At 39.7% G+C, this 26,392-nt stretch carries 30 protein-coding genes and 2 pseudogenes; 12 read left to right on the forward strand and 20 right to left on the reverse strand.

Features of this window, described 5'->3' with window-relative positions:
* Nucleotides 1-5: 5 nt before the first annotated feature.
* The 4 genes from MHH26_RS06570 to sspO form a co-directional block, all read right to left on the reverse strand.
* Nucleotides 6-434: a DUF2621 domain-containing protein gene (locus MHH26_RS06570; protein ID WP_034660775.1), complete on the reverse strand. Its 429-nt coding sequence runs from the start codon at nt 432-434 to the stop codon at nt 6-8.
* A gap of 260 nt (nt 435-694) precedes the next feature.
* Nucleotides 695-1,096 (reverse strand): Hsp20/alpha crystallin family protein, encoded by a 402-nt coding sequence (locus MHH26_RS06575; RefSeq protein ID WP_034660776.1) that lies wholly within the window; start codon nt 1,094-1,096, stop codon nt 695-697.
* 102 nt (nt 1,097-1,198) lie between these two features.
* Nucleotides 1,199-1,345 carry a small acid-soluble spore protein P gene (locus tag MHH26_RS06580; RefSeq protein WP_012010105.1) on the reverse strand — a complete coding sequence of 49 codons (147 nt, stop codon included), beginning with the start codon at nt 1,343-1,345 and terminating at the stop codon, nt 1,199-1,201.
* 16 nt (nt 1,346-1,361) lie between these two features.
* On the reverse strand, nt 1,362-1,508 hold the full coding sequence (gene sspO, locus MHH26_RS06585) for a small acid-soluble spore protein O (protein ID WP_034660777.1): 147 nt from the start codon (nt 1,506-1,508) through the stop codon (nt 1,362-1,364).
* 220 nt (nt 1,509-1,728) lie between these two features.
* Here sspO and acnA point away from each other — a divergent pair, with 220 nt between their 5' ends.
* From acnA to MHH26_RS06620, 7 genes are all read left to right on the forward strand, one after another.
* Nucleotides 1,729-4,458, forward strand: a complete 2,730-nt coding sequence (gene acnA / locus MHH26_RS06590) for an aconitate hydratase AcnA (protein ID WP_307499678.1) — start codon at nt 1,729-1,731, stop codon at nt 4,456-4,458.
* A 72-nt stretch (nt 4,459-4,530) separates the two neighbouring features.
* Nucleotides 4,531-5,034 (forward strand): TlpA family protein disulfide reductase, encoded by a 504-nt coding sequence (locus tag MHH26_RS06595; RefSeq protein ID WP_307499679.1) that lies wholly within the window; start codon nt 4,531-4,533, stop codon nt 5,032-5,034.
* A 71-nt stretch (nt 5,035-5,105) separates the two neighbouring features.
* Nucleotides 5,106-5,231: an FbpB family small basic protein gene (locus MHH26_RS06600; RefSeq protein ID WP_003211002.1), complete on the forward strand. Its 126-nt coding sequence runs from the start codon at nt 5,106-5,108 to the stop codon at nt 5,229-5,231.
* A gap of 51 nt (nt 5,232-5,282) precedes the next feature.
* The gene (locus MHH26_RS06605) at nt 5,283-5,426 is read left to right on the forward strand and encodes an acid-soluble spore protein N (RefSeq protein WP_008357830.1); all 144 of its coding nucleotides are present in this window, start codon (nt 5,283-5,285) and stop codon (nt 5,424-5,426) included.
* A 13-nt stretch (nt 5,427-5,439) separates the two neighbouring features.
* A complete protein-coding gene (tlp, locus tag MHH26_RS06610) occupies nt 5,440-5,682 on the forward strand; it encodes a small acid-soluble spore protein Tlp (protein ID WP_003211760.1) in 243 nt (80 codons plus the stop codon).
* 103 nt (nt 5,683-5,785) lie between these two features.
* Nucleotides 5,786-6,208 carry an acyl-CoA thioesterase gene (locus tag MHH26_RS06615; protein WP_034660781.1) on the forward strand — a complete coding sequence of 141 codons (423 nt, stop codon included), beginning with the start codon at nt 5,786-5,788 and terminating at the stop codon, nt 6,206-6,208.
* Between the two features lie 3 nt (nt 6,209-6,211).
* A complete protein-coding gene (locus MHH26_RS06620; RefSeq protein WP_034660782.1) occupies nt 6,212-6,523 on the forward strand; it encodes a hypothetical protein in 312 nt (103 codons plus the stop codon).
* Nucleotides 6,524-6,562: 39 nt separating this feature from the next.
* Here the strand turns inward: MHH26_RS06620 and MHH26_RS06625 are convergent, their stop codons facing one another.
* Complete coding sequence (locus MHH26_RS06625; protein WP_003210876.1) at nt 6,563-6,850, reverse strand: HesB/YadR/YfhF family protein; 288 nt, start codon at nt 6,848-6,850, stop codon at nt 6,563-6,565.
* Between the two features lie 98 nt (nt 6,851-6,948).
* A complete protein-coding gene (plsY, locus tag MHH26_RS06630; protein WP_060596428.1) occupies nt 6,949-7,530 on the reverse strand; it encodes a glycerol-3-phosphate 1-O-acyltransferase PlsY in 582 nt (193 codons plus the stop codon).
* 154 nt (nt 7,531-7,684) lie between these two features.
* Here plsY and MHH26_RS06635 point away from each other — a divergent pair, with 154 nt between their 5' ends.
* From MHH26_RS06635 to parC, 3 genes are all read left to right on the forward strand, one after another.
* A complete protein-coding gene (locus MHH26_RS06635; protein WP_034660785.1) occupies nt 7,685-8,098 on the forward strand; it encodes a CoA-binding protein in 414 nt (137 codons plus the stop codon).
* Between the two features lie 415 nt (nt 8,099-8,513).
* Complete coding sequence (parE, locus tag MHH26_RS06640; RefSeq protein ID WP_060596429.1) at nt 8,514-10,481, forward strand: DNA topoisomerase IV subunit B; 1,968 nt, start codon at nt 8,514-8,516, stop codon at nt 10,479-10,481.
* Between the two features lie 2 nt (nt 10,482-10,483).
* Nucleotides 10,484-12,922: a DNA topoisomerase IV subunit A gene (gene parC, locus MHH26_RS06645; protein ID WP_340972791.1), complete on the forward strand. Its 2,439-nt coding sequence runs from the start codon at nt 10,484-10,486 to the stop codon at nt 12,920-12,922.
* Between the two features lie 53 nt (nt 12,923-12,975).
* On the opposite strand, the gene MHH26_RS06650 is transcribed toward parC, so the two are convergent.
* The 3 genes from MHH26_RS06650 to MHH26_RS06660 all read right to left on the reverse strand — a co-directional run bounded on the left by MHH26_RS06650 (nt 12,976) and on the right by MHH26_RS06660 (nt 14,847).
* The gene (locus MHH26_RS06650) at nt 12,976-13,101 is read right to left on the reverse strand and encodes a hypothetical protein (protein WP_008343787.1); all 126 of its coding nucleotides are present in this window, start codon (nt 13,099-13,101) and stop codon (nt 12,976-12,978) included.
* 43 nt (nt 13,102-13,144) lie between these two features.
* Nucleotides 13,145-13,480, reverse strand: a complete 336-nt coding sequence (locus MHH26_RS06655) for a hypothetical protein (RefSeq protein WP_034660789.1) — start codon at nt 13,478-13,480, stop codon at nt 13,145-13,147.
* Nucleotides 13,481-13,674: 194 nt separating this feature from the next.
* Nucleotides 13,675-14,847: an MFS transporter gene (locus MHH26_RS06660; protein WP_307499682.1), complete on the reverse strand. Its 1,173-nt coding sequence runs from the start codon at nt 14,845-14,847 to the stop codon at nt 13,675-13,677.
* A 332-nt stretch (nt 14,848-15,179) separates the two neighbouring features.
* Between MHH26_RS06660 and MHH26_RS06665 the strand changes: the two are divergent.
* Nucleotides 15,180-15,714 (forward strand): annotated as a pseudogene (locus MHH26_RS06665) (sugar O-acetyltransferase).
* Nucleotides 15,715-16,113: 399 nt separating this feature from the next.
* Here the strand turns inward: MHH26_RS06665 and MHH26_RS06670 are convergent.
* The 9 genes from MHH26_RS06670 to MHH26_RS06710 all read right to left on the reverse strand — a co-directional run bounded on the left by MHH26_RS06670 (nt 16,114) and on the right by MHH26_RS06710 (nt 24,026).
* Nucleotides 16,114-16,890, reverse strand: a complete 777-nt coding sequence (locus MHH26_RS06670) for a GNAT family N-acetyltransferase (RefSeq protein WP_340972793.1) — start codon at nt 16,888-16,890, stop codon at nt 16,114-16,116.
* A gap of 214 nt (nt 16,891-17,104) precedes the next feature.
* Nucleotides 17,105-17,524: an arsenate reductase (thioredoxin) gene (gene arsC, locus MHH26_RS06675; RefSeq protein WP_307499683.1), complete on the reverse strand. Its 420-nt coding sequence runs from the start codon at nt 17,522-17,524 to the stop codon at nt 17,105-17,107.
* Between the two features lie 14 nt (nt 17,525-17,538).
* On the reverse strand, nt 17,539-18,837 hold the full coding sequence (locus tag MHH26_RS06680) for an arsenic transporter (RefSeq protein WP_334749298.1): 1,299 nt from the start codon (nt 18,835-18,837) through the stop codon (nt 17,539-17,541).
* Nucleotides 18,838-18,849: 12 nt separating this feature from the next.
* Nucleotides 18,850-19,197, reverse strand: coding sequence for an ArsR/SmtB family transcription factor (locus MHH26_RS06685; protein ID WP_307499685.1), 348 nt, complete (start codon nt 19,195-19,197; stop codon nt 18,850-18,852).
* A 557-nt stretch (nt 19,198-19,754) separates the two neighbouring features.
* Nucleotides 19,755-20,858 (reverse strand): threonine synthase, encoded by a 1,104-nt coding sequence (locus MHH26_RS06690; RefSeq protein WP_334749299.1) that lies wholly within the window; start codon nt 20,856-20,858, stop codon nt 19,755-19,757.
* Nucleotides 20,859-20,930: 72 nt separating this feature from the next.
* Nucleotides 20,931-21,305: a RidA family protein gene (locus MHH26_RS06695; protein WP_307499688.1), complete on the reverse strand. Its 375-nt coding sequence runs from the start codon at nt 21,303-21,305 to the stop codon at nt 20,931-20,933.
* Between the two features lie 11 nt (nt 21,306-21,316).
* Nucleotides 21,317-21,967, reverse strand: coding sequence for a helix-turn-helix transcriptional regulator (locus tag MHH26_RS06700; RefSeq protein ID WP_307499690.1), 651 nt, complete (start codon nt 21,965-21,967; stop codon nt 21,317-21,319).
* A gap of 166 nt (nt 21,968-22,133) precedes the next feature.
* The gene (locus tag MHH26_RS06705) at nt 22,134-22,814 is read right to left on the reverse strand and encodes a TetR/AcrR family transcriptional regulator (protein ID WP_334749300.1); all 681 of its coding nucleotides are present in this window, start codon (nt 22,812-22,814) and stop codon (nt 22,134-22,136) included.
* 42 nt (nt 22,815-22,856) lie between these two features.
* Nucleotides 22,857-24,026, reverse strand: coding sequence for an FAD-dependent oxidoreductase (locus tag MHH26_RS06710; protein ID WP_334749301.1), 1,170 nt, complete (start codon nt 24,024-24,026; stop codon nt 22,857-22,859).
* 267 nt (nt 24,027-24,293) lie between these two features.
* Between MHH26_RS06710 and MHH26_RS06715 the strand changes: the two genes are divergently transcribed.
* Nucleotides 24,294-24,494, forward strand: coding sequence for a hypothetical protein (locus MHH26_RS06715; protein WP_034660801.1), 201 nt, complete (start codon nt 24,294-24,296; stop codon nt 24,492-24,494).
* 245 nt (nt 24,495-24,739) lie between these two features.
* Here MHH26_RS06715 and MHH26_RS06720 read toward each other — a convergent pair.
* Nucleotides 24,740-24,832 (reverse strand): annotated as a pseudogene (locus MHH26_RS06720) (arsenate reductase); the annotation flags it as partial.
* 396 nt (nt 24,833-25,228) lie between these two features.
* Complete coding sequence (locus MHH26_RS06725; protein WP_340972796.1) at nt 25,229-26,374, reverse strand: alpha/beta hydrolase; 1,146 nt, start codon at nt 26,372-26,374, stop codon at nt 25,229-25,231.
* Nucleotides 26,375-26,392 lie beyond the last annotated feature (18 nt).

A 26,392-nucleotide genomic window follows, 5' to 3' on the forward strand; every position in this document is an offset into this window, starting at 1 on the left:
GGAGGTTATTTTAATAACGATTCATATGGCGTGTGATCGATGTCTTTTTCTTGAAGGCGCTTCAGTAAAAACTTATGATCCCGCTTTGGGGTAGCGATAATATAGCCGCGAATGATTAAGTCTAAATTAATGCTGGCAGCTTGTTCTTTTAAAGCCAGCTCGCCAATCTTACCCGCGATTTTTTCTTTGGCGACATCTCTAAACAGCTCTGGAACAGGTAATACGAGTTCATTTAAAAGCTTTTTGTCTTCTTCCCGCCATAGGTGGAGGCTCTTTTGAATATATTCATCCTGCCAATCAAGCTCTGATTTCCCATCTTCCTTCGGCAATCGTTTTAAAAATTTGCGAAACATAAAAAAGCCACCGATTGCGAGTAATCCGATCATCACCGTACCCCAAAATAAAATGAACCACAAAAACCAGCCGCTTAACATGTTCTCACTCCTTATACCCCTCGTCTCTCTATCTTATTTTACATGAAGAGATGATAGAAGAAAATAACAAAAATGTATGTCTCTCATCTCTATGAACGCCTTTTTTCATTCATAACTGCCCATTTACTAGAAAAACCCAAACCATCTAGTAGAAAGAGAATACATTATCATATAGCGACTCTACTATTTGGCCATGGTGGTTCGCAAAAGGTATTGACTTGACACGAACGGAAGAGAGCCCACCAAATGAAGGTGGGCTCTTAATGTTTGAAGTGCGGGATTTGAAAGGAAAATGCCCCGCTTGGATGGTCAGAACTTTTTTTAATTCTTATCGAAATGATTCGGTTTTCGTATTCTGTTTCAATATCTTTGTCGTTCAGATAAAAAGGGAGCATGACACTTTTTTCAATTGGCTGTTCGCCTTCATCATTTGGCTTTTGTACCGTGTAAGCGAGAGTCAGCTCATGTCCAGCGAAGGTCAGCTTTACATCAGTGATCGACAGGGTGGAGACATCAATCTCAATAATATAATCGCGGCTTGTTTCATAAAGATCAATTGGGAGGTGTTCATCATACCATGCAAATGGATCATCCATTAAGACATTGAGCCAATCATCTATTTCTAGAAAATCAGAGGAATTCGATTGCTTTTCATTCTCCATAAACACTCCTCCATCACATCTCATAATAAATGATATGTTGAGAACTGAAATGTGTGAAAGACCTAAAACATCCCGCCTTGCCACGGGATGAGAGGTGAATGTTTACATATCGTGATGAGAATTGTGCTTTTGTCTTGTATGGTTGCGGTTTTTCACTTTTTTACTGCCTGATAATGGCTCAGGCTGTCCGCTTTGATGCTCCTTAGGTGAGTTTTGACGGATGTCTTTTCCTGTGTTTTTATTCGTCATGGTGATTGCTCCTTTCTTATTGGTTTTTTTTACGTTTTTTATTGTTTTGTCTTTGTTCTTCTGTTAAAACAAGTTGGTCATCTTCAATATAACCTGCACCATTCCCTTGGCTTTTGGCTGCGTTCATGCCGTCAATCACATGATTTGCTTTGCGTTTTGTCATGTTCTATCACCTCAATTGTAGTATGATCCCGCCCTGCTTGGTTTATGAAGAGTAATCATTTCCTGATGATAAGCTAAACTTATTGAATTTAATAAAAGCATTGTTATTTACTTATGTATGAATTTGTTTTAAGATGAAATTGTGAGAAAATTGTGGTGAAATACGACGATTTTTCTGAGAATTGAAATTGATCTTGATCATCAAAAGGGGGATTTTGGACATGTCGAAACAGCAGCAAGTCGCTAAACAAGACGCTTTTCAATCTAGAAAAACGTTTTCGACAAATGGGAAAACGTATCACTATTATTCGTTAGAAGCACTAGAGAAACAAGGAATCGGAAATGTTTCTAAGCTGCCTTATTCCATTAAGGTACTTTTAGAATCAGTGCTTCGCCAAGTAGACGGTAGAGTGATCAAGAAGGAACACGTTGAAAACTTGGCAAAATGGGGAACTGCCGAGGTCAAAGAAATTGATGTTCCATTTAAACCTTCTCGTGTTATTTTACAAGACTTCACGGGTGTACCAGCCGTCGTTGACCTTGCTTCTTTAAGAAAAGCAATGGCAGATGTAGGCGGGGATCCGGATAAAATTAACCCTGAAATTCCAGTTGACCTTGTCATTGACCACTCAGTACAAGTTGATAAAGCTGGAACTGAAGATGCTTTAAACATTAACATGGATTTAGAATTCGAACGTAACGCAGAGCGTTATAACTTCCTTAGCTGGGCAAAGAAAGCGTTTAATAACTATCAAGCTGTTCCGCCTGCAACAGGAATTGTTCACCAAGTAAACTTAGAGTACCTTGCAAGTGTTGTTCATGCGATTGAAGAAGATGGTGAGATCATCACTTACCCAGATACATTGGTTGGTACTGACTCTCATACAACCATGATCAACGGTATCGGCGTACTTGGATGGGGCGTTGGCGGTATTGAAGCAGAAGCTGGTATGCTTGGTCAGCCTTCATACTTCCCAGTACCAGAAGTCATTGGTGCTAAATTAGTTGGAGAGCTTCCAAACGGAACGACTGCAACTGACCTTGCATTAAAAGTGACACAAGTTCTGCGTGAAAAAGGCGTAGTGAACAAATTCGTTGAATTCTTCGGACCTGGAGTTGCACAGCTGCCGTTAGCGGATCGTGCAACGATTGCGAATATGGCGCCTGAATACGGTGCTACTTGCGGATTCTTCCCAGTAGACGAGGAAGCTCTTGCTTACCTTCGCCTTACTGGACGTGATGAAGAGCAAATTAATATCGTTGAAGAATATTCTCGCGCAAATGGCTTATTCTATACGCCAGATGCAGAAGAGCCAATTTTTACGGATGTTGTGGAAATTGATCTTTCTAAAATTGAATCAAACTTATCTGGTCCAAAGCGTCCACAAGATTTGATTCCACTTTCTGAAATGAAAGAGACGTTCCATCAACACATTGAAAGCCCAGCTGGTAACCAAGGTTTTGGCTTAGAAAAATCGGAGCTGGATAAACAAATTGAATTTGATCTAGCAAATGGTGAAAAAGCTGTGATGAAGACAGGTGCGATTGCGATTGCAGCGATAACGAGCTGTACGAATACATCGAATCCATACGTCTTAATCGGAGCAGGTCTTGTTGCGAAGAAAGCAAGTGAGCTTGGTATGAAGGTGCCAAACTACGTGAAAACGTCACTAGCGCCAGGTTCTAAGGTTGTTACAGGATACCTCGTGAACTCAGGACTTCTTCCATACTTAAGAGACCTCGGATTTAACATCGTTGGGTATGGCTGTACAACATGTATCGGAAACTCAGGACCGCTTGCGCAAGAAATCGAGGATGCTGTCTCTGAAAATGATCTGCTGATCACTTCTGTTTTATCAGGTAACCGTAACTTTGAAGGGCGTATCCACCCGCTTGTGAAAGGAAACTACCTTGCATCTCCACCATTAGTTGTGGCGTATGCACTTGCTGGTACGGTGAATATTGATTTAACAAAAGACCCTATCGGTGTGGATAAAAATGGTGAGAACGTTTATTTCGATGATATTTGGCCATCAATGGACGAAATCAACAGCGTCGTGAAAAGCACAGTAACACCTGAACTCTTCCGTTCAGAGTATGAAACTGTATTTGATAGCAATGACCGCTGGAATGAAATTAAAACGACAGATGATGCACTGTATAAATGGGATGAAAATTCCACATACATTGATAACCCGCCATTCTTTGAAAACCTATCAGTTGAACCTGGTAAAGTTGAACCGCTTAAAGGCTTGCGCGTCGTTGCCAAGTTCGGTGACTCTGTGACAACTGACCATATTTCTCCTGCTGGAGCGATTGGTAAAGACACACCTGCGGGTAAATACTTGCAAGAAAGAGGCGTATCGCCTAGAGACTTTAACTCATATGGATCTCGCCGTGGTAACCACCATGTCATGATGAGAGGTACTTTTGCAAACATCCGTATTAAGAACCAAATTGCACCAGGGACAGAAGGCGGATATACAACTTATTGGCCAACTGGTGAAGTGACATCCATTTATGATGCATGCATGCGTTATAAAGAAGATGGAACAGGTCTTGCGATCTTAGCAGGTAAAGACTACGGAATGGGTTCTTCGCGTGACTGGGCTGCAAAAGGAACAAACCTTCTTGGAATTAAATTCGTTCTAGCTGAAAGCTTTGAGCGTATCCACAGAAGTAACCTTGTCTTCATGGGTGTACTTCCGTTACAGTTTAAAGACGGAGAAAGTGCAGAAACTTATGGACTAACAGGAACAGAAACATTTGAAGTTGAAGTTGATGAAACAGTTCGTCCACGTGATCTTGTCACTGTGAAAGCAATTGATACAGATGGCAATGAGAAAACATTTGAAGTGGTTGTTCGCTTTGACAGTGAAGTCGAAATTGACTACTATCGTCATGGTGGTATCCTTCAAATGGTACTTCGTGAAAAATTGGCAAGCAATTAATACTCATACAGCAAAGAAGAGAAGGCGCCTAGACAGCTTTCTCTTCTTTTTTAAAATAGTGGAGGATCAATCATGTGGAAAAAAGGAATGGCAAGCGCTGTTTTACTTGTGTTGATTGGTTTACTTGCGTGGAATTTACTTGGACCAAAAGAGCCCGCAATCGGTCTTGAAAAAGGGGATCAAGCCCCTGATTTTGAACTTAAAACCCTTGATGGTCAAACGGCTTCGTTATCTGATTACCAAGGGAAAAAGGTGCTCGTCAATTTTTGGGCGACATGGTGTAAGCCATGCAGGACAGAAATGCCGGATCTAGACGCAATTAGAAGCGAACATGATCAGGTCGAAGTACTTGCGGTGAATTTGACGACCACTGAAAAAAGTGTAGATCATGTTGCAGCATTTGCAGATGAATTAAAGCTGAGCTTTCCTATTTTATTGGATCAAAAAGGCATTCAAGCACGATATCAGGTGCTTTCATACCCCACGACATACATATTAGATGAAAAAGGACGAATCGTGTCTGTAAAGCATCAAATGCTGACAAAAAAAGAAATTGAGCAAGAGCTGGATCTATAATGATTCAGCTTTTTTGCTTATTTTCTAAATGTTTTGGCGAAAATGAAATACAAACACTGGAGGTGAGTACAATGAGAAGAAGAAAACGACGTACATTTGAAGAGCTTGTACTTGAAAATAAAAAAGAATTATTAAGCAATGAGGAATTTTTAAACCAGCTTGAAGAAAAGTTGGAAGAGCGTTTTAGACAGAAATAAGTTATGAATTATCCTTTTTCGTTCATCCTAAAGAAGAGGGAGGGATGAATGATGGGTAGAGAGCATGATAAACAAGCGCAGTTTACACCAGACCATTTAGGGACAAAACCTGTAGCATACAAACGTAATAAAGGAAAAAAGATGCATAATAAATCAAATGAACAGCCTGATGTCATACAGACGAAGGGCGAATAAGGAGGGTATCATGATGAATGGAAAGTCATATCAATCCAATCCAGATGATCGTTCTGATAATGTTGAAAAGCTGCAAGATATGATCGAAAACACTCTTGACAATATCGATGAATCTGAAGCAGCGATGGCCCTTTCGACAGATCAAGAAAAACAGATGATCAAGCAAAAAAATGAAAATAGAAAAATGAGTATTGATGCCATGCGTTCTGAGATCAAGGACGAAGAAGCAGCAAGAAAAAATGGCTATACCGAATAAACCAGGGATTCCTGGTTTATTTTATTGCCTCCTTTTAGAAGAACCATTTCGATTGTGGTAAAATGGCAGAGACCTTAGGTTTTGATAGGAGAGCGATGAAAACGTGTATGTATCTAAAAAAGAAATAGAAGTCCGTTATGCAGAAACAGACCAAATGGGCATCGTGTATCATGCCAATTATTTAATCTGGATGGAAGTCGGCAGAACAGCACTGATTAAAGAATTAGGATTTTCCTATGCGCAGCTAGAAGCAGACGGCGCTCTTGCACCCGTTATAGATTTACAGGTGCAATATAAAAAACCATTGCTGTACGGTGAAACAGCGACAGTTCATACATGGATAGAAGAATACAATGGACTCAAAACGGTGTATGGCTACGAAATTCAAAAGCCTGATGGACAAACAGCGATTACAGGGACAACCTCACATATTTGTGTAGACAAAGAAACCTTTAGACCTATTCAATTTAGAAAAGCTTTTCCTGCCTGGCACAAAGTATACGAACAGTCGAAGAAGCAGGTTTAATTCATGGCGTTTGGTATTAAAAGAAGCGATCTAAATGCGTGGAAATCAGCTGTCCAGCAAGGAGAACTGGCCTTTTTAACCCATTATTGGCTTGATGACCGTTTCCCGCATGCCAATACCGTCACTAAAGCAGCCTGTCAGGATATGAAGCAGTTAATTGAGTGGGGAGAAAAACATGGACTCAAAAAAGAATGGATTCATGACCGCGCAGGGTTTCCACACTTTGACTTGATTGGTGAACCACAAAAAAGAATCCTGCAAAAGGAGCGGTCTTTAGGAAACATTCATGAGTATGGGCTATATATTGAAGGATAAAACAAAAAAGATACCCGAGGGATGAGGTATCTTTTTTGTTTATTCATAATGAAACTCTGGTTCTTTCACGGACTCGTTATAATCAATATGCAGATCATGGTTGTCAAAATACCAAATATCACTTTCTTCAACAAAGAAAGTAATACCTTCTATTTCAGCGGTTGCGCCGGCATTTTGAGGTTCATCTTTTGCGACGCCGAGAGAAAAGCCTTTTTGTACATTACTGCACCCGCCATATCTCACAAAAAAGCGAACTTGATCACCTTTTTCTAAATCTAGTTCATCCTTGTACCAATTGAGTGCATCTTCTTTTATCGTTAATTTCAATGTGATCGCCCCTTTTTGAAGTCATGCTGTTTTTTTAAATGCAGGATGCAAAAACAGCTTTTCTTTCCTTTTACCACATAATGAAACTTATGAAACGGCTAGAGCCATTTGATTTTCGGTTCAGTTTTGTTGAGGATTCGTTTGAGGTTGGCGATGTGTCTGTAGATTACAAAACCAGCTAGAACGGCAACAACAATGATTAAGAATACGTCTTTGGTGAAAATGCTGTAAATGAATGTATAGATACCGGTCAGCATAGATGATAGTGAAACATATTTACTAATGTATAAAAATAAGAAAAAAGCAGCGATCATCGTAATAAATAAGAATGGGGCATAAAATAATAACACGCCGCCAGATGTAGCGACTGCTTTTCCCCCTTTAAATTTTGCAAAGACAGGAAAGCTGTGACCGATAACAGCAGCAACTCCTGCTAATAAGGGATGAATGTCCAGTTGCATGAAAAACGGTAAAGCAGAAGCAAGGGTTCCCTTTAAAATATCAGCTGAAATCACGATAGACCCTGCTTTTACGCCAAGTGTACGAAATGCATTCGTTGCACCTAGGTTTCCGCTGCCATGTTCACGGATATCGATACCCTTTGCAGCTTTCCCGACAATGAGACCGGATGGAATACTGCCGAGAAGATAAGCCAAAATAAACATCAAAGCAATTAACATCTGCATAACTCCTTTATATTCTCCCTCTTGTCTTACATTTTAACATGATCTTATGAAAAACATGGGGATCTTTTTTTGAAAAAATCAAAAGCAGATGGATTCAGCTTTGTTTTTAAGCAGAAGTTCGCTAAAATAGAGGAAAAGGGGTGTTTGGATGAATCATCCTACGAAACAAGAAATTGGCCGTATATTAAAGAGCAGTAAACGAATTGCTGTTGTTGGATTATCAGATCAGCCGCACCGAACGTCTTATATGGTGTCTAAAGCGATGCAGGATGCCGGATATGAGATCATTCCGGTGAACCCAACGATTGATGAAGCACTTGGTGTGAAAGCAGTCGCTTCTTTAAAGGACATCAAAGATCCTGTTGATATCGTCAATGTCTTTAGACGTTCAGAGTTTTTGCCCGAGGTGGCAGAAGAATTTCTTGAAATGGACGCACCTGTTTTTTGGGCGCAGCAAGGCATCTATCACGAAGAAGCGAAAAGGCTGATTGAGGAAAATGGCAAGGTCGCCATCATGGATTTATGTATCAAGGTGGCTCATGCAATGACAAAAACTCATTAAATCGTCAAAAATCCTTGGTTTTCAAGGATTTTTGCTTTTTTGTTGCAGAAATATATTTGCGATTCTAGAAGAAAGCGATAAAATAAGGCGACAGGGACATAGCGGTGACCTTGCATATCAAGAAAAAGAGCGATAAGATAAAGGTAGAACGTTTGTTCTGTTTTGTGAAAACCATCATATGATTGCATTTGGCTTATCAAACAGTCTTGTTTATAATGGACTTCTAGTTCTGATTGCAGAATGTAGAACATTCTCATAGCCGTGCAAAAGAGCATGTTTTGTTGATTCACACATGCATGGTGATGATGCAGCTTATTAAAGTGGACAGTAATGAGCAGCATGATCATCATTAAAATCTAGAGAGATCATTTGATGGTTTGCCGGTTATGTTTGTTAGTGAAAGGGGATTAAGCATTTGGTTAAAAAGCAGCAAGTAGATTATAACGATGATTCTATTCAGGTGCTAGAGGGACTTGAAGCGGTCCGTAAACGTCCAGGGATGTATATTGGGTCTACGGATTCACGCGGTCTTCATCACCTTGTCTATGAGATTGTAGACAACTCTGTCGATGAAGTGCTCGCTGGCCATGGAGATCATATCATTGTCAAAATACATAAAGATAATAGCATTTCCGTCCAAGATAAAGGACGCGGGATGCCTACTGGTATGCATAAGCTTGGAAAACCGACACCTGAGATCATTTTAACGGTCCTTCACGCAGGCGGAAAATTTGGTCAAGGCGGATATAAAACAAGTGGTGGGCTTCACGGAGTTGGGGCATCTGTAGTAAACGCGCTGTCAGAATGGCTCACTGTCACAATTGAACGCGACGGCTTTATTTATCATCAGCGCTTTGAAAACGGCGGAAAGCCTGCCACATCACTTGAAAAAGTCGGAAAAACGAAAAAAACAGGAACACTGATTCATTTTAAACCTGATCCAACTATGTTCAGTGTCACGACCTATAACTTCGATACTTTATCAGAACGTTTAAGAGAATCTGCCTTTTTATTAAAAGGATTAAAAATAGAGCTGATTGATGAACGACATGATGTACAAGAAACCTTTTATTATGAGACGGGCATTGAAGCCTTCGTTGCTTATTTAAATGAAGAAAAAGATGTTCTGAGTGAAGTGGTCTCATTTGAAGGAGAGCATCAATCCATCGAAGTAGATTTTGCTTTTCAATTCAATGACGGCTACTCGGAGAATATTCTTTCTTTCGTCAATAACGTCAGAACAAAAGATGGCGGTACGCATGAGTCTGGTGCCAAAACGGCGATGACGAGAGCCTTTAATGAATATGCGCGCAAAGTAGCCCTTTTAAAAGAAAAAGACAAAAATTTAGAAGGCACTGATATTCGCGAAGGACTGTCAGCAATTATTTCTGTCAGAATTCCTGAAGAACTGCTTCAATTTGAAGGCCAGACAAAAGGAAAGCTTGGGACAAGTGAGGCTCGCTCGGCTGTTGATGCTGTTATTTCTGAAAAGCTGGCTTATTTCCTTGAAGAAAACCGGGAAACAGCCACTCTTCTTGTGAAAAAAGCGATTAAAGCGCAGCAGGCAAGAGAAGCTGCTAGAAGAGCACGTGAAGAAGCAAGGAGCGGCAAGAAACGGAAAAAGTCCGAAGCAACACTGAGCGGAAAATTAACACCTGCTCAATCTAGAAACCCGGCAAGAAACGAATTGTACCTAGTAGAGGGCGACTCAGCGGGCGGATCAGCAAAGCAAGGGCGTGACCGTAAATTCCAAGCGGTGCTGCCGCTTCGTGGAAAGGTCATCAACACAGAAAAAGCGAAGCTTGCTGATATTTTCAAAAATGAAGAAATCAACACCATTATTCATGCGATCGGTGGAGGCGTCGGTGTCGATTTTAATGTAGAAGACATCAATTATGACAAAATCGTGATCATGACAGATGCTGATACAGATGGAGCGCATATTCAAGTGCTTCTACTGACGTTCTTCTACCGCTATATGAAGCCGCTGATTGAGCATGGCAAAGTGTTTATTGCACTACCGCCTTTATATAAAGTCAGCAAGGGCTCAGGGAAAAAAGAAATCATTGAGTACGCATGGTCTGATGAAGAAATGGATGACGTACTGAAGAAAGTTGGAAAAGGGTACACGATTCAGCGCTATAAAGGTTTAGGTGAAATGAACGCCGACCAGCTATGGGAAACGACAATGAATCCAGAATCGAGAACACTTGTCAGGGTCAAAATCGACGATGCTGCACGTGTGGAACGCCGCGTCACGACATTGATGGGTGACAAAGTAGAACCACGACGTAAATGGATTGAAAAGAATGTCGCCTTTGGACTTGATGAGGAAAGCAACATTCTTGAAAATGAAAACTTGTCGCTAGCTGAGGAGGTTTAAACATGGCACAACAAGAACGATTTCATGATTTACCATTAGAAGAAGTGATCGGAGACCGGTTTGGTCGCTATAGTAAATATATTATCCAAGACCGTGCGCTTCCAGATGCGCGAGATGGACTAAAGCCTGTACAACGAAGAATCTTATATGCGATGTACGCAGAAGGAAACACGCAAGATAAAAACTTCCGTAAAGCCGCGAAAACAGTCGGTAACGTGATTGGTAACTATCATCCGCACGGTGACTCATCTGTTTATGAAGCGATGGTGAGAATGAGTCAGAATTGGAAAGTACGAAATGTGCTCATTGAGATGCATGGGAATAACGGGAGTATCGATGGAGATCCGCCTGCTGCCATGCGTTATACGGAAGCAAGGCTTTCTGCCATTGCTTCAGAGCTATTAAAGGACTTAGACAAGGAAACGGTCGAATTTGTCGCAAACTTTGATGATACAAGCAAGGAGCCAGTTGTTTTACCAGCGATGTTTCCAAACCTTCTCGTGAATGGATCAACAGGGATTTCAGCAGGTTATGCCACCGATATCCCGCCGCATCATCTGGGAGAAGTGATTGATGGTGTCATTAAACGAATCGAACAGCCGCATTGTACGGTTGAGGATTTAATGAAAGTCATCAAAGGTCCAGATTTCCCAACAGGCGGTATCATTCAAGGGGTCGACGGCATTAAGAAGGCTTATGAAACAGGAAAAGGAAAGATTATGATTCGCGGAAAAGCGGAAATTGAAACCATCCGCGGCGGACGCCAGCAAATCGTGATCACAGAAATTCCTTATGAAGTGAATAAAGCCAATCTTGTCAAAAAGATGGACGAGTTCCGAATCGAAAGAAAAGTTGAAGGAATTTCAGAGGTTCGAGATGAGACTGACCGAACTGGGCTTCGAATCGTGGTAGAGCTGAAAAAAGAAGCAGATGCAAATGGTGTCTTGAATTTCTTATATAAAAACTCAGATCTGCAAATTCCATATAACTTTAATATGGTGGCGATACATAATCGTAGACCAACTTTAATGACGCTGACAACTATACTTGATGCATATATTGCCCATCAAAAAGAAGTGGTGACGAACCGCTCAGCATATGAGCTTCGAAAAGCGAAGGAACGCCACCATATTGTAGACGGATTAATTAAGGCGCTTTCCATCTTAGATGAAGTCATTGCCACAATCCGCTCCTCTAATGATAAGCGAGATGCGAAAAACAACTTGATGGAGAAATATGACTTTACAGAAGCACAATCAGAAGCGATTGTTTCCCTCCAGTTATATCGTTTAACGAATACGGATATTACGCAATTAAGAGACGAAGCTAGTGAGCTTGATGTGCGTATAACAGAACTTGAAGACATTTTAGGTAACGAGAAAAAGTTGCTAAAGGTCATTACAAACAGTTTGAAAAAGCTCAAAAAGACATATGCTGATGAGAGACGATCTGTCATTGAGGAAAAAATCGAAGAAATTAAGATTAACCTTGAAGTGATGATCGCCTCAGAGGATGTTTACGTCACGGTGACGAAGGATGGGTACATCAAACGGACAAGTCAGCGCTCCTATGCTGCATCTAACGGTAAGGACTTTGGCATGAAGGATACAGACCGCCTGATTCATCAGTTTGAAATGAATACAACGGATGTCCTCCTATTGTTCACGAATAAAGGGAGCTATATTTATTGTCCAGTTCATCAGCTGCCAGACATACGCTGGAAAGACATGGGGCAGCATATTACGAATATCATTTCAATTGATCGTGATGAATCAATTCAAAAAGCCATACCAATTAAAGAATTTGATGAAACGTCGTATCTTCTGTTCTTTACAAAAGGTGGAATGGTGAAGAAAACAGAGCTTCTTCAATATAAAGCGCAGCGCTATTCGAAACCGCTTGTCGCCTTGAACCTAAAAGGGGACGATGAACTCGTGGATGTTCATGTGACAACAGGACAGCAGGAATTGTTTATTGCGACGAAGAATGGCTATGGATTGTGGTTTGATGAAGAAGAAGTAAGTGTTGTTGGTCCGAGAGCGGCCGGTGTCAAAGGTATCAACTTGAAAGATGGGGACGAAGTAGTCTCTGGCCAGATCATTGATCCGAAAAACGATGTCCTCGTACTGACGACACAAAGAGGGGCTGTGAAGCGAATGAACCTCTCTGAATTTGATAAAACATCTAGAGCCAAACGCGGAGTTCTGATGCTAAGAGAATTAAAGAAAAACCCGCACCGTATTGTGGCTGTTATTGCTGCATCACTGCACGATACACTTGAAATTGATACGGAGAAGGGTGCAACGATTCCGCTTGATATCTCTACTTTAAGAGCGAATGACCGCTATAGTAATGGATCATTTATTGTAGATGAGGAAGAGCAGGGAGAAGTAACACATGTCCTTGTCACACCTCAACCTGCACCAGATGACAATAAATAAGCAAACGAAAACCCCCTGCGATAAACAGGGGGTTTCTTTTATATACGGGTCATTTAGCTCTCGTGGTTGCCAAACATGCTTGTAATGGCGTGCACTACTTCAATTCCTTGGTAGACGAAAAGAGAAAGTGAAGTGACAGAGAATAGACCTAGAATGAATACTCTTAAGAAAAATAACATCGTGTAAAACCTCCCAATTTTTGTTTTGATTTAGATGGTTGGGTTAAACACGAGATAGTCGGAAATAAGAAGATTGATAGAATACTGCAAGTAAATGCTTCTTTTTCCGGTCAAATTGATCAGTATGAGTGATGCGTGCAAATCCAGCTGTCATACTGCCAATCATCAGCAGTACTGTAAATGCGGCAAATACTGCGCTCACATGTTTTTGTTTCTTTTCATCACCCATTGTCTGAGCGATTTTCATTTCATGTGATTCTTGATCGGCAACCACCTTTGCATGATGGTATACCTGAACGGAATGAGGCATTGAGAACAAATGAAAACTTGCAAGTGCTATGAATAAGACAGCTAATTTTAGCAGCATATTTTTTTTCATTTATCTCACCCCTTCCTGTTTATTTTCATGATCTTACCACGTTTTCTGTTATTTGAAAAGTCTTATTTTTTTACTTTCCCTCTTTAAAAAAGCGATAAACATCAGGACATTTATAGGACTGTTTCACTTCATGAAAGGTTTCAATTTTATTTTTTTAATTTAAAAAAAGTGCCATGATCGAGGATCAGACACTTTTAGTGAACTTGTAATGTACGCGGTTTCGCGACAGCTTTTGTGAAGATTCCTGCAATACATATGGCGAATAAAACAAAAATAAAGGCATGAAGCAGTCCTACTTGATTGGCAAGCAGCCCTAATATAGGCGGCCCAGAAAGAGAGGCTGTGTAACCTGATAAGGTCACAATGCTGACGCGTTTCACGGCGTACCGGCTATCATCGCCAGCTGCAGAAATGGTTAGCGGGAAGCCTAAAGAAGCGCCAAGTCCCCATAAAAAGATCGATATCATACATACAACAAGTGAAATCTTTAAAATGACCAGAAATAGTCCGGCGGCTGCTGATAAAATCGCAATTCTTAGCAATAACACCCTGCCGAAACGATCGATCAAACGTCCGCTGATTAGTCTGCCGCTAATCATCCCGCATAAAAATAAAGCATAGATGACTGTACTCATGGAATGTGAAACCTGGTAGCCATCCACCATCGCAAGTGGAATCCAATCATTGGCAGACCCTTCGACAAATGCAAGACATAAGGCGATCATCGCAAGAGAGACCGTTCGTTTGTTCAGCCATGCCGTTTGAGTATCATCTATTGTATTTGACTGCTTCTCATGCTGATCCATTCCTGTCCCGTGCGGAATAAACCGGGTACAAATCAAGATGCTGAGAAAGAAAAGAAGGGCAATGACAAGTAGGTGATTCAACACAGAGACCCCTAGATGGATAAAAAGAATGCCAGCTCCTGCTCCAATTAAAGTGCCAATGCTAAAGGAAGCGTGCAATATAGGCAAAATGGTTTTCTTAATACTGTATTCAATTTCTGTCCCTTCTAGGTTCATCGCCACATTGCACATACCTGAGCCTGCTCCAAAAAGAAATAGACCGGCAGTGACGACAAAGATAGAAGAGAGTGTTGAACCAATGGCAAGAGTGGTGAAACCAAGGAACATCAAAAAAGCACTGATCACAATCGCCACTCGTCCGCCTTTTTTTCGAACAAATACATTTGAAAGAACAAGCCCAACAATTGAACCAACAGATAAGCCAAGTAAAATAAGTCCCATCGTTCCTGTATTGGCTTGTAATAAATCTCTGACTTCCGGTGTCCGTGAAAACCATGTAGAGATGGAAATACCAGACATCGTGAAAATAACTATGATCGCTTTATACCACTTTAATTCCATCTAATCCCTCACATTTAAAGATGTATCTGTTACTGAACAAATCTACTCGATTATAAATGAGATGGGCTGATTCGTAAATAACTTGAGGCAGGAACATGAACAATTCTAGTCAAAAGGAATCTTGCCTTCCTAATTCTTCTGACGAGAAGGTAAAATAAACATAAAGGGGGAGGAAGCATGTCGGTGAAAGGAGACGGGATTGAGCCAGAAATGTACAAACAAACTTAAAGGCAGCGCTATCACAGGTTCAGACGTCATTTGGAATATGTCGAATGGTCAATTGGTTACCAAATGATGTATCAGGATAAATAGAAGGGGAGGAGAGGATCAACATGAAAAGTGAAAAGGAAAAAATGATCCAAGGAGAACATTATGTATCTAGTGTGACCAAACCCTAATTGCAGATCGAAAAAGAGCGAGACAATTGACATTTGCATACCAGCAAACCAATCAGCCAGAAAAAAGAACATCCATTTTAAAGGAATTATTAGGCGCTTGCGGAAATGATGTCGTTTTTGAAGGAAGGCTGCAGTGCGATTACGGATACAATATCGAGGTTGGCGAGCATTTTTTGCAAATTTTGATGCAGTATTATTAGACGTTTGCAAAATTACCATTGGACATCACTGTTTATTAGGTCCGAATGTACATAATTATACGGCTGAACACCCGCTTGACCCGATAGAACGTGCAAAATGCATTGAATTCGGCAAACCAGTCACCATTGGAAACCACGTATGGATTGGCGACAATGCTGTCATAGCATCTGGTGCCGTTGTGACAAAAAGTGTTCCAGCAAACGTCGTGGTTGACGGAAATCCTGCGAAAATCATAAAATATCTTGGTGAATTAAAATCTGGCGAATAAACAAGGATTTTGATTTTTTCTTTTTTGTCTCAATAAGATAAGTATACTTAGATTTGAGACAAAAGAAATACATTCTTTTTATAACTTCCTAGAATATATATTATGTAAACTAATAAAAAGAAATGAATAAGATTTCGTCTTCATAGCTTCATATGTACTAGAAGGTAAATGTGGATCCATTGTTGTACAGTCCCTCTTATCCATCTCCAACTGCCTCTTTTGTATGTAATATCAAAAACCTCTACAATTATTATTATATGTATATTTTTTAGGGTCATAATTGTTCAAGTAAAGTTAGTTGCTCCGTTTGTTCAATAAGAAAAGGAGGTGCCGCAGCTACCTCCTTTGTTAAGTCAAAGCACCCTTTAGTTTTATAAGCAACACTTCGAAAATACGAGATTATTGTAGCATACTCTCCAATTTGTCCTTCACTAGCACCCATTCTTGGTCGATTACACTGTAATACACAGAGTCTCTTAAATAACCGTCAGGCATAACCATATGATTTCGAAGCACCCCTTCTTTTACCAAACCCAACCGTTCAATTGCCTGCTGAGACCGCACATTTCTGCTATCTGTTTTCAACTGAACACGAATTGTCCCAAGTGTTTCAAAGCAGTGTTTCAAAAGAAGATACTTACATTCTGTATTTATTCTAGTTCGCCAAACAGTTGGAGACAGCCATGTCCAACCAATTTCCAAGTTACGGTTTGGTATGGATATATTAAGAAAACGAGTGCTTCCCACAATTTTCCCCGAATTCTTATCGAAGATAACAAAAGGAAATTCGCTTCCTTGCTCTCTCGCTTGAAGTGCTCCATTCACAAGGGACTTCATATCTTCAATCGATTGAACCCTCATTGGCATGTGTGCCCATATATCTGGATTGTTTCCCGCATCAAATAATTCCTGTACGTGATAATCTTCCATAGGTTGTATCTTTACTCTATCTCCTATTAATACTACAGGCGTTATCTCCATAATTCTTCTTCTCTCCTTTTTTAGATATCGGCTTAAAGAAGACCCTATACCTTTAGCTTTAGTGTTGATAGTATCAAATAAACTGATCTTTTCCTCATCTTCCAAATAATGAAAAGCTAAAAATGGCACATTAATGAATGCATTTGTTTCTTCTAAATATAACTTAATTCCACCTAATCGATGCTGACCATCCATTTGTTAAAGAGACATTTGAAAATGGTGACAAGTAATATCTAATCCAACTTTAAGGTAGAATCTATGTGCATCATGCCTATGAACACCAGAATCTAAATGAAATTGTTCACACTCATTTTCCTTTGCTTGACTTATTAGCCAATCCCATAGAATTTTTGCATACTCGATCATCGCAATCCACTGAATTGATGTCTCCTTTCACATATAAAAGATATTATTCTCCAGTCTCAGCAAACTGTTTCAATCGATCTCCAATTTCATCTCTTACCCTTTGGAAAAATGCCCACCTCTCTTCTTCTGTTCCTTCTGCTTTTGCTGGATCATCAAAGCCCCAATGGACACGTTCGACATGAGGAGGAGTCAACGGGCATTTATCAGCTGCGTCACCGCATAGTGTTACGACTAAGTCAGCGTGATGCAATATCTTTTGATCAATCAGGTCAGACGTTTGATTAGAAATATCAATCCCTATTTCTTTCATTGCTTTTACAGCATTCGGATTTAATCCATGAGCTTCAATACCAGCGCTATAAACCTTCCACTCATCACCAAGGTGTTTTTTAGCCCAACCTTCAGCCATTTGACTGCGGCAAGAATTACCGGTACATAAAAAGTAAATTGTTTTCTTTGACATGTTGATCGTCTCCTTTAATGTATAATCAATAGCCAGAAATACAAAGCTAAAAGTGTAATGAATAGTGTTGGTACAGTTAAAATGACTCCTATTTTGAAATATGTGCCCCAGGAAATCTTCACACCTTTTTGAGAAAGGACGTGGAGCCATAGTAGTGTTGCTAAGGAGCCAATGGGCGTAATTTTTGGTCCTAAATCAGAACCAATGACATTTGCGTAAATTAACGTTTCTCTCATTATTCCTTGTGTATCGGTACCGGATATAGCTAATGCATCAATCATGACAGTCGGCATATTGTTCATGACAGATGAAAGCATTGCTGCGATAAATCCCATACCAAGAGTCCCTGCCAATAAACCTTGATCTGCTACAGCTTGGATCACGCTTGAAAGAGCATCAGTGAGCCCTGCATTTCGCATGCCATACACAACAACGTACATACCTATGGAAAAGAAAACGATCGCCCATGGTGCTTCTTTTAGAACGCTTTTTGTTTGAACAGCAGGGCTTTTTTGTGCAATGACCAAGAATAAAATGGCAATCACACCAGCTATGACCGATACAGGTATAGATAAAAATTCGCATGCAAAATAACCAATCAATAAAAAAGCTAATATATACCAAGATAATCTAAACATCTTTGGATCTTTTATTGCTTCACTAGGGTGCTTTAACTCAGTCAGATCATAGCGTTTAGGTATACTCTTTCTAAAGAAAAGGTACAGTACAGTGATACTCGCTAGCAATGAAAAAAGGTTTGGAACGACCATTCTGGATGCATATTCAATAAACGTAATGTTGAAATAGTCGGCTGTTACAATGTTCACCAAATTACTTACGACAAGGGGAAGCGAAGTTGTATCTGCAATAAACCCACTCGCGATAATAAAAGGGAATACAATTTTTTCATTGAAGTGTAATGCTCTGACCATGGCTAAAACAATGGGTGTCAAAATAAGTGCTGCACCATCGTTTGCAAATAAAGCAGCGACGATTGCACCAAGGATGGTCACATACACAAACATACGCAGCCCACTGCCTTTTGCAGCCTTTGCCATATGCAATGCTGCCCATTCAAAAAAGCCGATTCGATCAAGTATGAGTGAAATGACGATAATGGCAACAAAAGCTAAAGTCGCATTCCAAACGATGCCTGTCACGGTGATCACATCGTCAACATTCACAACACCTACGATTAATGCTAAAACGGCCCCTCCACATGCGGACCACCCTATGGATAAATTTTTTGGCTGCCAAATAACCAATACCAAAGTTAACAAAAATATGAGTAATGATAAAACGGCAAAACTCAAACCCATCCCTCCTTACGAACAAGAAATGTTTGTTGCGTTATGTTGTATACTTTTTAAAAGGTCATCTTCTTTATCAATTTGATTTAAGATGATACGAATCGTCTCAAATTCTGGAGACAGTGTATTGATTGAATAATAACGCCACTGCCCTTTTCTGTTCTCATGAACAAATCCAGCTTTTTTTAATTTTCGTAAATGCTGACTAATCGCTGGTTGACTCATTTCGAACATATCTACCAGTTCACAAACACAATATTCCTTCTCCAAAAACAATTTCATCATAATGAGTCTTGTTTGATCACTGAGTATTTTTAAACAATTCGACATATGTAACAAACCAATTGAAACATCTGAAGTCACAATGATTCCCTCCCTCTTTTAAATATTGGTGACGGTCCCTGTTATCAAATCCTCCAATATTATATAACTGAATACTTATATAATCAATTGATTATATGATTTGAACAAAAATTTATTCGCGTTAAAATTATTGATTAATGTTTTTTTCTTTTATTTTTTATTCATCAAAAAAATTGATTATTGTAGAATCCTTATTTGACTATTGTTTATAAAGCATAAAATGGATCTACATTTCTTTCAATGGTCTGTCATATGACAATTCCTATTCTTATATAAATCCCAATGGCTCATTTTGTTGATGCGCTAGCTCCATTCCTCCTACCAAATAGAGAGCGTTCTTTTTATCTATATCATCATCAGGCCAAGTGCGGATTAGTTGACGTAATCTAACTGCAACGGTCTTACACACATCTGGCATTAAGTAACTATCAGAATCCTAAAGATCCAGCAATGGAATGATGTCATCTTGATAGTTTTCAAATGGAAGTCGGTGTAAGACCAATCTGCTTCGCAATGGCGGATTTCCATATTTTCAAAGAGAGACAATACTAATAGGGTTATTTTGATTTAATCCCTGCACCACAAAGAGGTATGACAATGGTTTCTTCTGATTCCTTTTTATATTTCATGTAGCCAGCAAAATTGACTGCAGATGTCACTTCGACATAAAATCCTTTCTCACTCAGTTTAGATCGTGCATTCAGGATCTCATCTTCTTCAATATCAATAAACGTACCATTCGTATCTTGTACAACTTCTAAAATTTGTTTGGAACGAGCTGGGGCAGCAATGGCTATCCCTTCTGCTAAGGTCCCTTTATTCGTAACAGGTGATGCTGATTCCTCTTTATTTTGATACGCTTTCACAAGGGGTGCACAGTTTTTCGCTTGTACGGCAACGATTTTCGGTATTTTATGAATGAGACCATTTTCAAATAACTCTTTAAAGCCATAATACGCACCTAGGAGGAGAGTACCATTTCCAACCGGAATGATTAAAGCATCAGGTGCTCCTTTTAGTTGCTCATAGATTTCATAGGCGTATGTTTTAGTACCTTCAAAAAAATAAGGGTTATAGACATGGCTTGCATAAAAAACGTTTTCATTGTCTACTGCCTTTTGTGCCGCAGCTGCAATGTCCTCTCGTGTCCCGTGAATTTCTTTAATCGTTGCTCCATGTGCTTTTATTTGAGCGACCTTTTTAGGCGAAGTTTCATCGCTAAGATAGATGTCACAGGGAATACCACAACGTGCTGCATAAGCTGCAATCGCCGTTCCTGCATTCCCACTACTATCAGCAATCACTTTTGATACCCCGAGTTCCTTAGCTTTTGTCATCAAAACAGCGGCTCCTCGGTCTTTAAAGGATAAGGTCGGCATCATATAATCAACTTTTACATAAGTGTTTGGCTCATTAGGATCTAGAACGATTAAAGGTGATTGACCCTCCCCCATTGTGACAGTTTCCCAAGTCTTAGAACCTTTTGAAAATGGCATGGTTTCAACATAACGCCATAATGAGTTTGGATAGTGATCCCAAGCTGCGATATCTATTTTTGGGGTATCTTTCACCAGGTTTAATACTCCATCACAATCACATTTCCATAGAGTTGGTGTCATCTCATACTTTTTCCCGCAATGGTTACAAATCAATTGATTCATCAATCATCAACTCCTTCGAATACTTTTTTATATAGAATATAATTTTTTATATATCATAGGCAAAAAAATATCTTAAATATATGAAATAGCATCAATTTCAATTTTGAAACCAAAATGTAATTCATTAGTTGGTACAATAGTACGTGCTGGTTTATGTTCACCGAAAAATTCAGTATAAACAGCATCTACTTTGTCCCATAAATGAATATCCGAAATGTATAATGTCATGCGCAAAATCTTTTCTTTTTTACTTCCAGCAGCTTCTACAATCATTTCCACATTCTTAAGCGCTTGCAATGTCTCTTCTTCAATAGTGCCGAATTCTTTTTCTCTCGTTTCGGGATTGATGGCAAATTGTCCTGAAACATAGACCGTGTTTTGATGAATGGTTGCGAATGCATAGTGTCCGTTTGATTTTAGATTTCCTACCTCGAGTATGCTTTCCATTTTGACGCTCCTTACCTCGATTTATTTTTGATTTCATCCAAATAGCTATAGACGGTTACTTTGGAAATGCCTAACATAGATGCGACCTTCTCAACAGATCCTTTCATTAAAAAGATGCCTTTTTCATCCATAAATTTAATTAGTTCAATTTTTTCATGACGTTTCATGACTGGATGAACACTGTTTTGAATGATTTGTTGAATCAATTGATCTACTATTTCTTCCACATTTTCAAGATCATCATTTGATGTTGTTTCTTTCTCTTGAGCTTCCACTTGTGTAGAAAGAAAAGTATCCATAAAATGTTGCATTTGATTTAGGGCTTCAACATCAAAATTGATACAGAAAGCACCAATCACTTTTTGCTTTGAATCACGTATTAATGAAGTCGAGGAACGAATCGTACGCTTATCTTCTGTTACAAATGTATAACCAGCAAGATAATCTTCTTTAAAATCTTCTGATTGTAATACAGTCTTTACTAGATGATCAAATGATTGGCCGATTTCTCTTCCTGTCACATGGTTATTTACTGTAAACATGACAGATGCTTGAGGGTTCGTTAAATCATGAATAACCACTTCGCAATTTGGTCCAAACATTTTTGCAGTAGATTTTGCTAAAGGAATATAACTCTCTAATAAATTCTTCATATGTTCCATGCCTAAGCACCTCATTTTTTTATTCCACTAGATTATATAATTTTTTATATATAAAAACAATATATAGATTTATTTATATATATATCATGATGCTCACAAGATCACAAATGTGAAAATAACCATATAAAAAAAGCAGCCATTGACTGCTTTTTGCTTGTGCTCCTTTCTAATTGCTTTCTTTCTGGATTCCATACAAAATGACGTCAATTCCCCATCGGAACCGTTCCATTGATACGGGATCACCTGCAAACATTTCTTCTTTTACACTATGAATGAAAGGAAAACGCGTTTTGTCTGCATCATGAAATGCTTTTTTTGTGTCTGAAATCTGCGAAGAGCCTTGTTTCTTCCAAGAGACCTTTTCGTAAGCTACGGAAGATACGTATAACAGCAATAGGTCTACTCCCCATGCTGCGGATGTAGATTTGATCCCGCCTTCATGCAATGCAGCGAGAATATGTTCGGTCAACTGAAGAAAGTTCGTTCCTTGTGGAATGGTGGAAAGAGAAATTTCAGCAAGACCAGGTTTTTCTAATAGCAGCAGGAAATAAGTATGCAATATTTCACATAACTTTTCTTTCCATGTGCCATCCACTGAATCTGGATAAACCATTTGGCCGAGACCATAATCCAATACGTAAGCACTTAGTTCTTGAAAATTGTTCACGTAGACATACAAGGATGCAGGCCCCGTATCCAATGCTTTAGCCACCTTACGCATACTCATGCCCTCTATCCCTTGCTCCTTAAGAAGCGCATAGGCAGTTTTAACAATAAGCTCACGGCTTAAGGGCTCTTTAGCCGGCCGAGACCGGCGACTTATAATATGACGATTTGAATTGTTCATACTCTCTTTATAACATGTCAAAGTAAAATAGTAAATTGAGCATCAATCACCGTTTACTTGAAAAGAATTCATCATATCTGCAAGCTTGACCGCAGCGTCTTTTGAAAAACACAGTTTTAAACTATTCTCCGATTCCTGAGCCTTTTCCGATGAATATTCATACATCATTTCTTCGTACTCTTCAATAGCCTTTTCAATATCATTAGGATTTCGGACAATAGCAAGTGCAAGCTCCATTGCATCAAACATCGCCATGTTTACACCCTCACCTGCGAATGGTGTCATGAGATGAGCTGCATCACCGATAAGCGTTACTCCTTTATGACGGTTCCATTTAAAACCGACAGGAAGCGTATAAATACGTCTTGGAATGATGACATCTTCTGCATAACGAATATAATTTTTCAGCTGATCATCCCAATCACTAAATAACTCTAATAATGGTTCTTTCGCTTCATTCGCTTGATTAAATGGAATGCCACAAGTCTCGATCCAGCTGCGTTCTACCATAAGGCTTGCATACACTTTTATTCGTCCATCTCCGTTTAACTGACCAATAATTCCTTTGTGATCAGCTAAAGCAAACATCTTACCACGTTTATTAAATTCAGCTAAATCAGGGTGGTTCACCTCTACGCTTAGGACATTCAGTTCCAGCATCGTGAGCCCGGAGTATTCAATATCAATATCTGTTAACAGCGGACGTACACGAGAAAATGCACCATCTGCCCCAATCAAAAGGTCAACCGTCTCGACAACACCGTTTTCAAAATGAAGTTCTGTCATGCCGTTTTCTAATGAAACACATCTATCTAGTTTATATCCGTATTTGATGTTTTCAGCATCAATTTGATCTAACAGCATTTCACACAAAACACCACGATCAATTTCTGGCCGAGTGCCTTTTTCATGTGATTCAGTTTCTTCGTCTAGATAAATTCTTCCTGCTTTATCAAATAACCGGAAATCTTCTCCTTCATAGCGAGCGTTCTTTTGAAATTTCTCATAAACTCCTGCTTCCTTTAAGGCTTTTTGACCTGTTTCTTCGTGAATATCCAGTGAGCCTCCTCTTTCAAGACTCTTGTCATGCATCTCCCGTTCATAGATGGTTGTTTGTATACCGTAATTTTGCAGAATTAAGGCGAGTGTTAGCCCTCCTGGTCCTCCTCCAATGATAGCGATTTGCTTTTGTTTTTTAGATAATGCCTGCATCGTATGCATCTCCTCTTCTTTATGGAAGTAGTGTAAAACCACATCTCATTTATATTATAACGAACATCGTTCGTAAAGAACAGTGTTCGTTTAAAATGGTTTATTTCATGAATTTGTGCTTTAATTGTAATGAACCCAATCATCCGACACCCATAGGATATAAATTGGACACTTCGATTTAGGGATTTTAAAGGATTTCAAATCATAACATGATTCTTAGATCAGTCGGTTCCTAATGTTTCAATGCTGAGTCTGCGAGGTGTTTCTATGAATAAATTATTGGCAATGTTGATATTAGGATTGAGCTTTAGTGGTGCTGCTCTCATTCTTTCTGTCCCTTTGTTATTCAAATCCAAACCAGAACAATTTGAGCTGATGTTTGCTGCTGGATCAGCAGGCGCATTCGCAGTATTTGCTGTCTCATGCCTAGTTTTTCGAAAACAATTCAATCGCTCATTAGAACAATGAAAAATCGTTTTTTGCGGCGTTTATTCACTAGATATCTTTTTGAGTTGGATCAAATGTTTTTATCTTGTCTGCTATCATCTTCCTGTTTCATTCAAGATGGCTGTAAATGTGCTATTACTAAATATCAAGTCTTTTAAAGTCACGCTGCCTGAACGTCTTCAATTGGTCGAAACAAAAATAAGCCATTGATTCAATATGGCTTATCATGTAAAACTATATTTTTCAGTCACAGCAAACTGCTGTAATCAGCCCCCAATTTCATCTCTCACCCTTTGGGAAAATGCCCATTTCTCTTCTTCTGTTCCTTCTGCTTTTGCTGGATCATCAAAGCGCCAATGCACTCATTTGACCTATGGGATTAACACCGGAGTTAACGTTTTTAGGTAAGGTGATTCTTTCGATTCTGATGTTTATTGGCAGAGTAGGTTCTCTGACCATTGTATTTATCTTTATGAAACGAACCAAAAGCCCAATACGTTATCCGGAGGGAGAAGTATTTGTAGGCTAATATGAGCAATCATTGAAATGGTTCCCTTTTAATTTAATCATCAAGATGATGGATTATCCACTTTACATTTTTTTCTCTTCATTCACTACAAGCTGTTTGGAATACAGATCTTTTAGGACGGTCTCTTCTTTTCCAAACAATCAGCATTCGGTATTTAACGGAAAAGCTGAGATATTCAACTTTAAGCTGACGCTTGAAACGGCTTTGATCAGCAGCTTCTCCGTTATTACTTGTTGCTCGTTTTCTTGATTAAGTCCACGCCATCATATGACAGGCTTTCCACACGTGCAGCCTTTTGCAGAATGTAATGATCACAAAAGGTCTTCGTATAATCCGTCACAAGATTTCGCATCTCTACCGCCTCCCTTGTGCCTCTCAGTTGCTCATCTACGCCGGTAAACACGATGTCACAGTAATCTAAATGTGCAGCACGATCAACGGAGAAATAATAGGTTTCCATGCTGTTGTTAGCGCCAATGATCGCATTCATATGATAGTTCGGTTCAGAAAACAGTAGCAAAAAGGGTTTATTGAGGTCGCTGTCGAGAAGGCCGAATGCCCCGCTGTCCAAGCCAATTCCGCAGGAAAACCGGTCGTCATCCCGGCAAACAACCGCTGCCGTAGGTCCTCCATAAGAGTGTCCGACGATGCCCATGCCGACGTCAAGCATCAGTCTGTCATGAAAGATAGAATCCAATTCTTCAGAGTTTAGTTTGTGAAGATGATCGGCTACGTACCTTACATCTTCTGCCTGTCGTTCACTATATAATGTTAACTGATTAATGATTGGCAGAGCCAGGACGTTACGGCACATCTCAATAGCCGTTTCATCGTCAGGCCGCATCTTCATCTTGCCAGCCAGCTCCATCATCTCCGGATCTTCAGAAAACGCCATAATGACATCCGAAAAATCCTTTGATACATTCAACAGCTTCTCATCTTTCCGTTTATACATTGTGCTATTCTGATGGCCGATACTGACGACAACATAACCCAGGCTTGCCAGGTCTGTACAGATGGCTGTCCCCCATTCCGGTGAACCGCCCCCGCCGCAAACATAAAATAACACTGGATAGCGCTTTTTCTTCCCAGAAAGAGCAAGGTCGTCGTAACAATGAGTCTTGATATCGATAGAGAAAAAATTCTTCTCTTTCAGATACTCAGTGACAAGTGACTGCTCATGAAGCATTTCGTAGACTTCAGGAAACATGTACGTTGATGGAGTCTTCCCTTCGCTGCTATCGGACGGATAGTACACAAACGCGGTCAATTCTCTTTTTGAGTCATCTGATGCTGTGTACTCAAAATCCATCTGGGTACGAGCGGCGGTATAGCTGCCGATTGGTTCTGGGAATGTGTCATACCTTTTCATCCTTTTGTTCCCCCTTAA

Origin of the sequence: Bacillus sp. FSL K6-2839 (assembly GCF_038003365.1) — a bacterium.
Taxonomy (GTDB): Bacteria; Bacillota; Bacilli; order Bacillales; family Bacillaceae; genus Bacillus.